General features: G+C 53.0%; 11 protein-coding genes, 1 tRNA gene and 2 pseudogenes. 5 read left to right on the forward strand and 9 right to left on the reverse strand.

Annotation, left to right across the window (positions count from 1 at the left end):
* The first annotated feature begins 1223 nt into the window (after nt 1–1223).
* Nucleotides 1224–2645 carry a tyrosine-type recombinase/integrase gene (locus ACQKP4_RS26130; RefSeq protein ID WP_427636826.1) on the forward strand — a complete coding sequence of 474 codons (1422 nt, stop codon included), beginning with the start codon at nt 1224–1226 and terminating at the stop codon, nt 2643–2645.
* Nucleotides 2646–4061: 1416 nt separating this feature from the next.
* On the opposite strand, the gene ACQKP4_RS26135 is transcribed toward ACQKP4_RS26130, so the two are convergent.
* The 5 genes from ACQKP4_RS26135 to ACQKP4_RS26155 form a co-directional block, all read right to left on the reverse strand.
* The gene (locus ACQKP4_RS26135; RefSeq protein ID WP_427636828.1) at nt 4062–4322 is read right to left on the reverse strand and encodes a PAAR domain-containing protein; all 261 of its coding nucleotides are present in this window, start codon (nt 4320–4322) and stop codon (nt 4062–4064) included.
* 179 nt (nt 4323–4501) lie between these two features.
* Entirely contained in the window at nt 4502–4825 is a 324-nt protein-coding gene (locus ACQKP4_RS26140; protein WP_427636830.1) for a hypothetical protein, read from the reverse strand.
* A gap of 58 nt (nt 4826–4883) precedes the next feature.
* Entirely contained in the window at nt 4884–6050 is a 1167-nt protein-coding gene (locus tag ACQKP4_RS26145) for a T6SS immunity protein Tli4 family protein (RefSeq protein WP_427636832.1), read from the reverse strand.
* Between the two features lie 107 nt (nt 6051–6157).
* On the reverse strand, nt 6158–7864 hold the full coding sequence (locus tag ACQKP4_RS26150; RefSeq protein ID WP_427636834.1) for an esterase/lipase family protein: 1707 nt from the start codon (nt 7862–7864) through the stop codon (nt 6158–6160).
* Nucleotides 7865–7940: 76 nt separating this feature from the next.
* Complete coding sequence (locus ACQKP4_RS26155; protein WP_427636835.1) at nt 7941–10439, reverse strand: type VI secretion system Vgr family protein; 2499 nt, start codon at nt 10437–10439, stop codon at nt 7941–7943.
* 165 nt (nt 10440–10604) lie between these two features.
* On the opposite strand from ACQKP4_RS26155, the gene ACQKP4_RS26160 reads away from it, so the two are divergent.
* Nucleotides 10605–10916, forward strand: coding sequence for a hypothetical protein (locus ACQKP4_RS26160; protein WP_427636837.1), 312 nt, complete (start codon nt 10605–10607; stop codon nt 10914–10916).
* A 107-nt stretch (nt 10917–11023) separates the two neighbouring features.
* On the opposite strand, the pseudogene ACQKP4_RS26165 reads toward ACQKP4_RS26160, so the two are convergent.
* The 3 genes and pseudogenes from ACQKP4_RS26165 to ACQKP4_RS26175 all read right to left on the reverse strand — a co-directional run.
* A pseudogene (locus ACQKP4_RS26165) lies at nt 11024–11142 on the reverse strand (IS3 family transposase); the annotation flags it as partial.
* A 289-nt stretch (nt 11143–11431) separates the two neighbouring features.
* Nucleotides 11432–12052, reverse strand: coding sequence for a hypothetical protein (locus ACQKP4_RS26170; RefSeq protein ID WP_427636838.1), 621 nt, complete (start codon nt 12050–12052; stop codon nt 11432–11434).
* A 354-nt stretch (nt 12053–12406) separates the two neighbouring features.
* Nucleotides 12407–12483: transfer RNA gene (locus tag ACQKP4_RS26175), tRNA-Arg, on the reverse strand.
* A gap of 292 nt (nt 12484–12775) precedes the next feature.
* On the opposite strand from ACQKP4_RS26175, the gene ACQKP4_RS26180 reads away from it, so the two are divergent.
* Both ACQKP4_RS26180 and ACQKP4_RS26185 read left to right on the forward strand, forming a co-directional pair.
* Complete coding sequence (locus tag ACQKP4_RS26180; RefSeq protein ID WP_427636840.1) at nt 12776–13012, forward strand: hypothetical protein; 237 nt, start codon at nt 12776–12778, stop codon at nt 13010–13012.
* Between the two features lie 21 nt (nt 13013–13033).
* The gene (locus ACQKP4_RS26185) at nt 13034–13213 is read left to right on the forward strand and encodes a PA3371 family protein (protein WP_427636842.1); all 180 of its coding nucleotides are present in this window, start codon (nt 13034–13036) and stop codon (nt 13211–13213) included.
* Nucleotides 13214–13532: 319 nt separating this feature from the next.
* Here ACQKP4_RS26185 and ACQKP4_RS26190 read toward each other — a convergent pair whose 3' ends face one another.
* On the reverse strand, nt 13533–13703 hold the full coding sequence (locus ACQKP4_RS26190) for a hypothetical protein (RefSeq protein ID WP_427636844.1): 171 nt from the start codon (nt 13701–13703) through the stop codon (nt 13533–13535).
* 110 nt (nt 13704–13813) lie between these two features.
* Here ACQKP4_RS26190 and ACQKP4_RS26195 point away from each other — a divergent pair.
* Nucleotides 13814–13939: pseudogene (locus ACQKP4_RS26195) on the forward strand (Arc family DNA-binding protein); the annotation flags it as partial.
* Nucleotides 13940–13971 lie beyond the last annotated feature (32 nt).

A 13971-nucleotide genomic window follows, 5' to 3' on the forward strand; every position in this document is an offset into this window, starting at 1 on the left:
TCTCTCGTCAGCGGGAGGCGAATTCTACAGCGTTACTCGCTGCTGTCAACACCTCTTTTTCAACTCCCTTTCGGCTTCGATGACCTGAAGCAACTTGCTGCCGAAAACTGCGTAACTCATTGTTTGCCAAGGAGTTTCCCGTTTCGACTGCGCCGGAAGTGGGGCGAATTATAGACGTCCAGAATCTGCCGTCAAGCGATGATTTGGCTTTTCTATCAATAACCTACGACAGGCCGAAAGGAAGCCTGCATCCTTCTATATAGAACAAGAATTCAATCCCCCCAGCCCATGTCACCGAAAGAAAAAACCTCCTACAAGCCTCCATCCCTTCCCCATCTATTTCGACGCAACCTTCACCATTCAGCCTGCGGGCAGCAAAGGCCAGCGGTTTGGGGCAAGGCACGTGAACAAATCGGTGTCAGCGGCCGGGACGCTTTATGGAATGCGCTAAACAAAAAGAGTTTTTAGCCTGGAACACAGCCAACTGCGCCCGACTGGATGCCGGACATCGGCATCGGCGGAAACGGAAGCATTGTGCCGGGGTGCTTTGAGAGGCCAAAACAACCCTTATAGACTCGACGCCCGCAGGCCGACCATCACTTGTGAGTGGGTCGGCTCGGTGGCGTCATGAATGGTGCTTTTGCGGTATTGAGCCAGTCCGTGATCTCGTCAACATGGACAAGGCCTGGGCAAGCCCACTCCACTGGCTAAGCAGATCGGGCCTTTCGCTGAAGCGATGCCAAGTAGACGCTCTCCCCACGCACTCCTTTTAAGGCACGGCGAAGCATCAAGCTGAAGGAGTGCCCAGTAATCGCTTTCAAAAAAATAGCTGGCAGCTGTGGACGCAAACGACAGTGCGTACACGAACTCGGTAGGGTCATTTAAGAAATGAGCATTCGTTGCCCACACCGACTTTTATCAAGGATGCCTAGCAGTACGTGCTGGCTGGTGCAGTGATAGGGAATGCCAAATGCACCCATCCTGCACCCATGAAGCAGCTACCTTTCCATGGATCGTGCGTAAGTCGTTGAATTAGTGGTGTCCCAGGGCAGGTTCGAACTGCCAACCTTCCCCTTAGGAGGCATATGCTTTGGTGAGTCAGCTTGATTCCGCTCGCTTCCTGAAACACCACAAACCTCTGTTTTTAAGGGGCCTATCTATTCTACTTGTGTCTCGAGGTTTCTCCTTGTAGCGTTCTGCATCATGAGAAGTGGGGGCTAGAATTGGCCACCAACATTGCTGACAAAAGCGTGAACGATCAAAAGCTTAAGGGCATGCCGCTAGCATCCAAGTTGACGGAAAGCTTGCCTGGCCGTTCCCGAGGTAGCCTTTTGTTCAAGCGCAGCCAAAGTGGTGCGATCAGCGCTTACTTTCGCTATCGGCTCAACGCAAAGGACACGATGATCTCTCTGGGCCAGTATCGCTTGAGCGCCAGAGCGCCGGGGCTGACGCTGTCTGAGCTACGCGACAAAGCGGCAGAGATGGCATTGATTGCTTCCGAGCACGGCGACGTTAAGGTGCACTTGGCGGCCAGAGCAGCCGAAGAGAAAACACAACGACAGGCCGTAGTGCTCGCCCAGCAGCTCGCGACCCGACAAGGTAGCTTTGAAGAACTACTAAATGCATATGTCAAAGATCTGACCGCTCGCGGCAAGGTTAAGGCAAAAGAAGTCGAGCGTCTGTTTCAGACGCATGTGATTGAACACCACCCAGATTTGATGACGCGTCCAGCAAAGTCCATCACCGGCGAAGACATTCATTTAGTGATGAGCGCGCTACTCGCACGCAAGCCTAAAGGTCGAGGTATCGGGAACAAAGCAAAAACGGCCAGTACTGACATGCGGTCAACAGCTGCCAGCGTCCACCGATATCTAAAGGCTGCATTCAGCTATGGCAGTAAGGCACACCTCTCCTTGGATCGAGACGTAAGCGATTCGAAAATTTTCGATATCGGGGTCAATCCGGCTACCAAGGTCCCTACCCTTGCGAATACACGCGGCGGTCAGACTGAATCCCTGACGCCAGAAGAGTTTGGTGAGCTTTTACGTCATTTGGATACCCTGCCTCCCCGAGAGATGGCGATCTGCAAAGGTTTAATCTACTTGGGCGGCCAACGATTGGAGCAGCTGCTCCGTGTGACCTGGGAGGATACGTCCGATGACCTTCTGCACCTTACCGACGGAAAAGGGCAAAAGACTCAAGCATGGGATCACCTGCTACCCTTGACCACCAGAATTAAAGAAATCCTGATGCCATTGTTGGAGAGCAAAATTGGGCCGGGCCCGTTTTGTATTGGCCGGCGCTGCATTCGTCCTGACACAGCAGGCAAGCGATTTAGCGATGCTGGAAAAGCTCTGAGTGGGGCTGGTAAAACGCGATACTTCAGTTACGCGAATGTGCGCGTAAGCGCTGAAACGCTGATGGCCTCCTTGGGAATCACCAAAGAAACACGAAGCTGGATCTTGTCTCATGGACGCAACGATGTGCAGTCTGTCCACTACGACAGGTACAGTTATTTACCAGAAAAACAGGCTGCGCTAGGACTATGGGGTAGATACCTAGACTGCTTGCACGCAGAGAAAGAGTGGGATCAAAGCAAGGTTGTTTTACTCAGCCGCAAGCGGTCTCAAGAGCTTCCGACATAAAGGCTTCATATCCAGCCACATTCTGCACTTGATTCAAGATGAGTTCGCAGAACGCTTACCGCGCTAGTAAGCTTCACGCACCAAGCGTTCCCTGTGGGATTGCAAGCCCGGTCACTAACCGGGCTTGCAACGAAAAAACCGTCCTTGGTAAGTCGTTCTTTGTACCTGCTGTTTGCCCCTGAGTCCCACCATACGAGCTGCTCGCAAGGACGATCAACGACTGCTCGGTCTGATCAAGAACTCCTGGCTGTGCAACTGATGGTGTGAATCGCCGCAACAGTAGATCGAGCACAAAAAACTGCCTTTATCACTCCAAAACAGCCGTATAGCGCATCAGCGCCTTAGATTTACGGTTGCTGATTCGCGCAATGACGGCACATTGCGCGCACCAATGACCAGCTCGTATCACCGCCAAAGGCGATCGCCAGTGATGGCCTCGATGACACAACCACTCCATGTACGCAGCGTTATTCTCATAGGCCATTGAAAGGCACTGTCCTCCGTGCGCGGATGCCGCGTTCTGTGCATCAGCCAGCGTTAATCGTCGCTTATCAATGCTGCATATCGGGCACCACGTGCCTCTGATCACCCGGCGGCCAAGCGTTTCCCATTCATGCCCAACTTTGCAACGAAAAAGCACACGCTGTCGTACACCTAGATATTCCCCATCACTCAAGCAAATCCCGCCATGACTAGCGGCGATAGCTCGAAGACGCTCGAATCCTTCCGGGTTCAAGCGTTGTTTAGAAGACTGTTCGATTGCGCAACGCTGGCACCATGAATCTCGTAAGATCTCATGGCCCATGGCAGACCACGTATGTTCTTGAGCGCAAATAAACTGATGACGTCGGCCCGTTCCCAAATAGGTTTGATTCAGGCACCGACCTCCCTTTTTCTCCGCAGCCTTTTGAAGCCTTTCAAGGCCATCAGTTAAGCGAGTCTTCTGGTAGCGAGCCCGTTTAACGCAGGCAGGACAACCTGGATGGCGCAAGGCATTCCTGGCATTGCGTTGCCATTGATGGCCGCATCCACAATAAAAATCGTACAGGCTTTTCTCGCCCTTCCACTGCGTAGAAAGGCAAGACACTCCCTGTAACTGGACCGCATCTAGCAAAACTTGCATGGAGCGCTGCGCGCTGCACTCTGGGCAGCCTTTGGCGGTCGGACTCATTAGCGTGACGGGAGTCGTGCTAAAGAGGTGTCCGTACAAGCAAGTGAATTGGTATTTCACATGCCAACCAGACCAAAGGGTTTCATGGCTCGACAAACCTAAACGTTCAGTGGCCTGGCGCAATCGCTTGGAACGGTCTAGGACCACATGTAGCGGTGGTTTCTCTGACATAAAAGCTTCGTTTAGTTGATTAGACTCAAATGCAGCACAGGATAAGTGACCATCAAAAATGCCCTCTGCAATTCTCAACTATCGGCGTTGCCGTTGGGATTGCTCGCGATCAGGCTGGCACCGCAGGCGGTTTTCATGCCGTGGAGCGCTACGGGCACACCACCGACATCCAGCGTGGCGCTTCCCTCAGATATGGGAAATGTTCCTTTGCATTTAGGACAGTCGACCTTATGCCCCACGCCAGACATGGGTTTGCCATATAAGTCAGTTTGGCTGAAAGCTTCAATTACGGTTCCGCCGTGGTTGGTGGAGTCGCCGAGTCGAATGATATCCATATCTCTTCCTTTGAGTTGCACCAACGAAGCTGACCTGTAAACGCTTAAAGGTTGCTTGCTTGACGGGCCCCTGCGGACCTGTATGACCCCAGGGGAGTTGCTCGCATACTTCTTGCGAACGGGAGATTGCCTGAATTAACTATCGGGATGTCCGCGATTAGTTGACCTGCCCACCTGCACTACCAAAAACGGATCTCTCCGCCCAGCATGAAAAGAATCAGTGCTAGACCGGACTGTCCGAACAGCAGCGGGGCGATCGTAATCAGACCTTGAGCTACAACAGCAACTTTATATGGCCCCGACAAACCATAGCGCTGCCAATACAGCGCATGCAGGACCATTGTCAGGCTGTTCGCTACCCAGACTGCGCCAATGGCCATCATGTAATTCTGCTGAGCGATACGCAACACCATGAACAGCAAGCCGAATATCACGACTAGGACTGAAGCGACAGTAATTCGAGAGTAATCCGGTTTGATCGGGTCGGTGGTAGGTGGGTGCATTACTTTTCCATCCGTGTGTGCGTTCAAAGGTTTGATATGTACCAAGCGCTGATCAGCCCTAAAGCTTATCCATCCAGTCTTGGGAAGGTGATAGCCCAGTCAGAAACTCCTCCAGAGCGTAGTCATTTGTTCCTGGCTTGCTGACCACCGTTGATGTCACTGGGCTAGAAGGACTAATGAGGGGTTTTCCACCTGATGGTGGTGTCAGGGCTCCTGGACGAAAGCGCACGCTTTCAACAATGGCGTCCCAGGTCTCGAAGAACTCTGCCTCGGTTGGGCCTCCAGATACATCTTCAAAATTAGGAAACTCGCCCAGTGCCGATGGTTTTATAGATGTCAGATAGGTAGTGTCCATACCCAAATTAACACTTGGCAATGGCGTAGGAGCTCCACGTCCGACAAAGTTCCATTCACCACCAACATTGGTTTTGAATTCTTGTGGACCTTTGCCTTCTGTTCCACCCATGACGTATTCCTCGCCATCCAGCTCTCCAACAACTCGCGTTGCCGCTCGATATTCTTTGCGCCCAGCAACGACACCAGGGTCCGCTAGCATGCGAGATATCAATCCAGCACTTTCCCTGTCGGCTTCACGACGCCGTTCAAGCATAGGCTGCTCAGGCTCCCACACCATTCCGTGTCGCACTACCACGCCCAAGTTGCGAGGCAACGTAAATCCCCAGCTCACTTCTTCCTGATCACCACTGGCGAGGTCGTAGTACCCATCCACAAATGCGCCGCTCAAGCATAAGCCAGGGCGACTCGGTATTTCGTCCGCTGCTCGCGCATGCAGTCGAGGAAACAGTTTGGCAATGGCATCTTTGCTGTTGAGTGATGGTGTGATTTTAAAGAGAGCGCCGTCGCGCCATAGATAGCCTTCGGCTTGGTGAAAAAGCTGCTGAACAACAGTCTCGTCATCCTCAGCCAAACCATCCACGTGTTCAAACTCATAGACAAAGACGGCTCCTCCCTCGGGCGTTGCAACGCGTTCCGAGGGTCGCAAATAAGCTTTTCCATTGTTGTCTGTCTTGATTGCCAGCACCTCTTGCCATCGATGCTCAACTAGCTCGTCGTATTGCTGCTGGGTAACGCCAGTAGTCACGGAAAGTGCCATGTTGCCTAATTGCGCGCCACTTGCTTGGGAGGTCCAAGTGGTCCCTTTTGGCAGGTCGATTAGTAAACGACCGACGCAGTAGGTCTGCATATTTTGTGTCAAGTCACTCATGGTATGGCTCTGGTTGGAATGGGGTAAGCGCCACTGGTGCCATCCGTATGCGGACGCCGCCAGTATTGAGACTACAAGGGCAACGATTAGAAGATGGCGGCGAACGATCATGCCGAGAGCTTCTTGGCATTGGCACCTATTCTCAGAACCGAATACAGCGTTAAGTTCTGTACGTTGCGGTTCTTGTAGGAGCCCTGATGGTCATAGCCTGTCATACGGGCAGCGAACACTGCTTGCTCCGCAGCGTCTTCGGCGGCATGTGCAGGCACGGTGCCGTCGCCCGCTTGATCCTGGCCTTGAAGATCAGCGAAGTAACCATCACCACGGGTGTTATGGCCAATTCCCACACCGTACTGGTTAATCAACTGGTCCTCGCTGATGTCATCAACCATCCACGCTCGCCCTTCGTGATTTTCACCCCTCAGTCGTAGAGACAAAGCATGTTCGCGTGAGGGCGTCGGAACGGGGGTAGCGGGCATTCCTGGCTTATGGGAAGGGATAACTCCAGTGCCAAGCTTCCATGTGACTCGATGGAACGCCTGATGACTGCTATCTGCCCCGTAATGAACGAAGCTGTTGGGGTGATAATAAGTACCTAGCCCAGCGTGAAAAGACTTTGCTTGACTGAGCATTTTTTCATAGTTGCTCCACGCACTGGCTAGCGTGCCTGGGGATGAATTCCCGATTGGATTTATCCAGGCGGCATCCATCAGTTTCCACCACGCGTTCTTCTTTAAGTAAATCTGCGTGTATGGATCTGGCCCAGTAGGCATCTGAAATAATTCTTTTCCATTGCAAGTGATGCTCAACCAACCAGCGCCATAACGCTGATTAGGTAACAACTCCAAGGGCCCCGCAGCATTTGCAAAGATTGGCATGATCTTTTTGCCAGTCCCGCCGAGCCCAATGGCCCCTGCCATATCCTCCCATCCCGCTCGAACACGACGATAGGCGGTTGCTGCACCGATGGCTGGTTGGACACCGTGAACCACGCCTTGGATCAGGTTTGGGTTGCGCTTGGCACACATGCGCGCCACTAATCCACCCATGGAGTGAGTGACCAAAATCACACCATGCTCACACTTAATACCCAGCTCTTTTCTGCATCGTTCAAGAACGGCTTGGATTCGACCTGCAAGATAGTCAGCGGCTTGGGCATTGGAGTTGAGCCAGTTGTAGCCCACCGCATACACGGGGTACCGAAATTCAGCCGCAGCCTTCAATGCTTCTGGTTTCAGTGGGCTGTAGCCCTTGAGCTCGCCCCAAGCCGAAACATTATTTGGCACCGCAGCCATAACCCCTGGGTAGGGTTTGCCCTCCGGTGTTGCAATGAAACGTAGCTGTACTTCAAGGAAGTTGAGAATGCTCCCATAAGAATCGAGCGACACGGATCCCCAGCCACGATTCCTTGCCTCTTGAACCGGCAGCGTGCTGACAAATTTGCTCACCGTTTCGAGATCGGAATCCTGAGGGTTTGACAGAGCGCGGGTTAGTTGCGGGTCAAGTAGTTGCTTGCGTTCAACTGGGGTCAAACTGTTGTAGCTTTTCCATTTGGTGACTCCCGCCACCCAGCCAGCAGCATCGTCAGGAAACCACGCCCATCGATTATCGTTGCCCATGATGCGGGCGTTGGCTCCCGTCGCCAACAACGGACTGCCCATGATGCCGGGCACAAAAATAATCGGGATGGCGTGGTCCGGAGGTGCGTTGAGTTCAGCGCGGACGTTGTTGGATGTGCGGCTCATGGTCACACGTGCGGTAACGTTCCCATCTGGGCCAATTTGGGTTGGTACCGGCCTTGTTGGCTCACTCATTAGGCTCTCCCTGCCTTGTTTTGACGACTTTCAATGTAGATTCTGGCTTTTCCGATATTAGGGATTTGCATGATTGTCATGTCTCACTTGGACCAAGCAGATGAAACTCATAACCTTCAGTCGTGAGACCCTGCTGCATTGCGGCCCAACCATCACCATCAGTAACGCCTTCCACCCGGGCACCATCACTTCGCGTAAGTGCGTAACGGTAATTCGGTAATGGCGTCCCATTGCGTACCACCCGTACTCGCTCATTGAACGGAGTTTGGGCCCACGTGTTAAAGACGGTGGACGCGTGAGCTGGGGCGATAAAGCTGTGCTTGGCCGACTTGACGATAAAATTGCCGGGCATACCCAGTTCTATGTTGCCTCCCTTAAGAGTTAGGTAGGCACCGCCGCAGGTCAGGGTGATGTGCTCCTTGGCAGAGATCACCACGTGTTGAGTGCTCGCGCTAATCTCCACGCTTTGATCCGCCTCCAAGCTAATGTTGTTTTTTTGAGCCTGAAGAAGCATCGGTCCCTGGTGGGTGATATGTCGCATCTCACCGCTTTGAGCGAATAGACCCAAGTCGGTGCCTGCGTTAACTACGAATTTTTGGCCCGAGGTGAATTGCTGATTCTGTTGCGCAACGCTATCGATATGCTCGCCAGCAGCCAGGGTGACGCTATTGGGAGACACCGCCGCGATACCGGCCTGACCACTCAAGGCAATAGCAGGTTTACCACCGTTGGTTTTCCCAGACTCATCATTGGCACCATTACCCAAGTCACGAACCGCCTCACTGAGCGTCTTCTGCGGCTCGGTGTCATGGCCAACACCCTGATGATCTGCGGCGTAGTCGCCCAACTCTTTAGCCAGTTGAAGAGCTGCCTCCAATACCTGAACGGCAGTGGCACGATTGAGATGCCCACCGCTGGCATTCAGTTGCTCTTCAGTACTGAGTAGCAGGCCCTTGGCTGCGCGCAGCGCGCCATGTTCGTCTGTGCGCAGCTCGAAACCTTCACCGCGTGGCTCTCCACCACTTGGACGCGGGTGAGTCAGATAGCCAAGGTGCAACGCAGTACTGCCATGATCACTCATCAATGCAGCACTGATTTGCTTGGTAGTGTCGTCGATGCGCAGCTCGTTGGCCCTGGTCCCCTTGTATTCCTTGCTTTTGATGGTGCTCAGAATTTTGTGATTCGGGAGTTGATACGGCGGTGAATTGGTTGCGCGGTAGGTGCGGCCAGTGATGATTGGCTGGTCACAATCCCCGTCGAGGTAGTCGACGATAACTTCCTGTCCGATACGCGGAATCGCCATGTGGCCCCAGTCCGCACCGGCCCAGTTTTGCGACACTCTGATCCAGCAAGTGCTGAATTCGTTGTTCTTGCCTTCCCGATCCCATGGGAACTGGACCTTCACCCGACCCCATTCGTCGCAGTAGATCTCTTCGCCTTCAGGCCCAACCACGCTGGCGATCTGTGGCCCATCGATACGGGGCTTGGGCATCGGCGCAGGGCGCCACTCTGTTTCCTCAGAGATGATCTCGGCGGTAAAGTCGTAACTAACCCCCATCTCCGCGCCGGCAGACTCTTCTTGCTGGCTGGAGTGCTGTACACCTTTATGGGTGATTCGGACCGAACGCCACCACCGGTTGAAATCTTCTCTAGGGTGACCAGTAAGCTGGAACGACAAGCCGGGAGTCAGACGAGGATCATCTCCTTCGACCACTGCAATCTGCGCATCACGGCGATGACCACGTAGGCGATTTTCAGTAAAAGGTTTGCCGACAGCACTGGCCTTGTAGCGTCCAGGGTAATCGTAACGTTCGTAGTCCTGGGCCTGATGGTTCAGGTCATCACCGGCAAGATTTTGCTGTTGATCGAAGGTGGGGCGTTTAAAGGTGTAATCGCGCTGCGTCTGCTCAGCCGTGCGGACGTTTTCGGTGTAACTGAACGCATAGAGCACCGGATGCTCGGCATCTGCTGCTGGCTGTGTGGTGTAAAGCACCGGCCCACCCTGAATGCGCTCCTGGACATAGAGCTTGTCGCCATGAACTAGAGTGTGAGTACTTGCGTCGAATTTGAAATAGTAGAAAAGGCCTTCCTCGGTAGAAAGCCTGTCGAACAGGTAGAGGTCGGTATCGCCGGCCTGAGCGCAGTACTCGCGGGGCAAGTGTTCTACGTTGATGTTTTGTTCATAGTTCATAACGCCATGCTCGGTAAGCACGGACTTAAGTATGTCGGGCACATTTTTTTGCTGGAATATGCGCCAGTTGGAGCTCAGGGCCAACCGGGCGAGTTGAGGTTCGACTACGACTCGGTAACGCGTGCGTCGAAACCCGGTTTTGCCTTGTGTGAAGCTGGACACCAAGCCATGAACGTAACGGACAGCCATGGAGCCTTGCCAGATCGTGAGCAGCGCTGGTTGATCGAGTACCTGCTGAAAATCGATGTTGGAGTTGTCACTGGCAAGCTCGACAGTCAGCCGAAAAGACTCGCAAAGCGCCTCTTCCAACGTGAACTCTACGACCTCGAACTCGGTCCGCCCGGACAGCACGGAAAAGGTGAATCTTAAATCCCTTTGGCGCATATAACTGTTCCCTAGTCAAAATGGTGAGCGACACGTGAGGAAAAAGTGGCCTCACGTGACAGTCTTCAATTTCTTAAAAAAGGTGCGCGCTTACGGTGCCACTGTCGGGCTGTAACCACGGCGGCACTTGTGGGGTTTACTTTGAACGACACGGTGAGGTTGCCCGTGAGTTCCGCTACGGCGCACGTCGAGCGCTCAAAAGATTGGTTTTTGCGGCACGCTGTTGAGGCTCTGATCTGGGCGCGCATTGACCAGTTCGCCATCGAACACACAAGACTTGCTAATGGACTCGTTGCCGTGAAGATCGGGGACTTGAGAGGCAGAGTGAAGTCATTAACCGTCAAACTGGAATGCATTTGTAGGGAAGCGTTGAACATCCATTTTCCTTTTTGCAGTAGCGCAGCACGAGGATTCATCGCTGACATGGGTGGCGCCAAAATCACGATGATCAAGCCTTACCTGGCCTTCATAAGCTAAAATTACTGAGCACGCTAACAAGGCGGTGGAGGAACTGCTGCAGGACACGCCTTAGAATTCATCCGAGTATTCAATATTTAGGAATATTACCCCAAATTGAATCGCCCCGGGTTACGTCTCCAAACCATCATCAGCAATGCATCGATGGCCACATCGCTAGTCATCTGCGACTTTTTGGCCAATCAATGACTTGGCGTAAAAACAGAGTGAGCACCACGGCCACCCAATCGCGCAGCCACCTCCGAGATAGGAAGCGGCTATTCGATCACTTGGTTGACCGCCTGAATTTTGAATTCTCCGGGATAACGCTGGTTGCTCGTGGCACCTCCTAATGAGCCTCATTTTAAGACTTGGAGGTGCCTACGAAACTAGGGGCGATTCACATTGCTTGTAAAACAACACACTAGGTGCACACCGATAAGCTTGGATCTGCCTGATATCGGGCATCCGTCTTCATCCAACTCAGACGAAACGGTGGGCACTGCGCTGCTGGCGGTCATGAGTTCGCCCCGTTTTTACTTTTGGTTTTCAGCAAGCGGGGAAGTCTGATTGACAGATACAAACGGCCCGGTTGGCTCGTTTGTGCCGACATACGAGAGCGTGAGCATCCCGTATTCGTGGCTTCCTGCAACCCCGCCAATCTCCACCTGTGTCTTGCCATCGATGAAGCCGTCGAACAGCACTACAGGACTGCCATTGCGTGGGGTAATGGTTACCTTTGTTTTGCCTGAGGGTCGACATGTGGCACGCAATAGAGCGTCGGTGTAGGTTGCTTCATCTCCAAGCTCATATAAGTCGTAATCACTGGCACCGCCTGGTTTGAGGCAGTCGCTCCCCCTCAACGAGACACCCATCACCTCGCCAGAATGGCTGGCACCGCGCTTTGGGGAAATGAAGAAGTAGGCTTGGGCAACGATTTGTTGGTCGGCCGGCATTGGCGAAGCGTGATCCTGGGTCCATTCAACAACCGATGACAGAAAAGGTCCGACGTAACCAGTGATAAGGCTGGTATAGGCCCCCAAGAAAACACCACCGGTTGCAGATATGAGTGACAGGCGGGTTTTTTTAAGCAGCCCGAAATTTTCTGGCTTGCTGGCGGAGCCAGGCTGGGAGTTCCTGTTCTTACGTCTTGGCACGTTGTAAGTCTTTTGGGCTGTTCGGTGGAGGGGTGTCCGGGCTCAAAGCAAAGGTATGCTTGTTGATTTGTAAGGCTTTATCTCTGTCAGCCGCCCCTACATGGGCTGCTCAAACGTGCCGGCCAATTCTGACGTATCGAGATCAACTGCAGCGCAAATGACTTTTCAATTGGAATGGAATTCAAAGAAATTGAGAACGACTAGCACCAGTTTCGGAAATCGACCAAAACAACCATGGTTCCTTGGTGGATCTCTCGATAATGAACGTGCAGAGAAGTGGGGACCAAAGTGGGGACTAGCAACAAGGATAATCGAAAAATCTAACACCAAGTTTCGCTAACTACTTGATAATTATGGTGTCCCAGGGCAGGTTCGAACTGCCAACCTTCCCCTTAGGAGGGGGATGCTCTATCCAATTGAGCTACTGAGACACTAATCACCCGCAAAAGGCAGCGGCGTGATGGACGGCGAGCATGGTAACGGGCGGCCCCGCATTTGTCATGTCGTCCTCCGCCTTTTTAACCGTAGGCAGGCACCTTCCAGATGCGTAGCCCTATTTACCGGGCAATTTGCATCCCCTGAAGATGCCATCATTGCAATTTGCAATGCCTCTACACTTATGAAACACCTTAATTCCTTGTTTTTAAACGACTTAATACCCATTAGACTCTTGGCACGCCGGGTGCTTTCGCTGCTCCTATAGAACTTTGGGAGGCCAGCCTCATGAACCGCGCCCTTTTACTCTCGAATGCAGTTGCTTTGGCCGTTCTAATTGCCTTTCATTTTGCTCCCAAGAGCACAGAGGTGCAGGTCGCTCAGAGAATGCCCCACTACCTTCAATTACAGCGTGCGCCACAATTGGCGGTGATGACTGACCAGATGGGCCATATCAGTCACCAGCGAGCCAGCCAAGAGAGCAGTTCGCTGCCGACGCAACCCGCACAAACATTAGTGTTTTGAATCACACCTCAGGAGCACAGCATGTCCAAATCAGCCGCAGGATTTTTCGTTCTTGCCCTATTGAGCGCCATTCTTCATTTTGCGTTGGCTGAAAACACGGCAACTACCCTGCCCTTGGTCGCTTGCGGATTATTTAGCGCGCTGTTCGTGCTGGCACTAATTGCGGGGCGAAGAATCAAGTTCGATCCGGTACTGCGCTGATCTCAAGAAGACTTGAGAGCGAGGTGCGAGGCGCCAGTGATGGTGAGATCGTCAAAGGCTCGACAATGCATCCGAATTTCTCCCCCTCAGCTCTCGGCAGTCTGTTTCGTAGAATCCACCACTCGGGCCATAGAAGCATCGTTATCAAACAGCATCGGCCAAGCCGTCATTACTGCCTCAAGACGGCCACATCTCACAAATCAGCCTGCCATCCATCCTGAATCCTCCCCCACTAGACACTCGCCTCTAGTAAATCGGCCATTTGCCACTATCCTGTACAAGGTAAGGACTACGGATCGAATCCGCAGTGCAAGCTTCTTCAGGCGTCCTCGGACATCACCTGTAGCGCGAGCGTTGCGATCAGCGATGCGGGCGTGGGAAAGTTTTCTAACCAGTCCGCATTTCTGATAATTGGTGCTGGCATATCGCCTTTATCCAGTTCAATATTTGTCACAGAATTGACGCCAATGAACTGGCTGCTTTGAGGCATGATGCGAGCCTCTATCAATTCAGGTTGAACATTTGGCCAGAGCGCTTGTCCTATCAGACATCCTGCGGCCAATCCCGAGAACCGCTTCCCTGAACTAACCGGTTAAATATATGCGCCCATTGAAACAGGCAATTTATTCCAGCCGTACGGCTGACAAGTTCGTCGTACGTCTGCCAGACGGAATGCGTGAACGCATTGCCGAGGTGGCTCGCAATCATCATCGCAGCATGAACTCAGCTGCCTGATCGGCGCCAATGCCGGTATCGGC

The organism is Pseudomonas sp. NPDC086278, assembly GCF_050280905.1.
In the GTDB taxonomy this organism is placed as follows: domain Bacteria; phylum Pseudomonadota; class Gammaproteobacteria; order Pseudomonadales; family Pseudomonadaceae; genus Aquipseudomonas.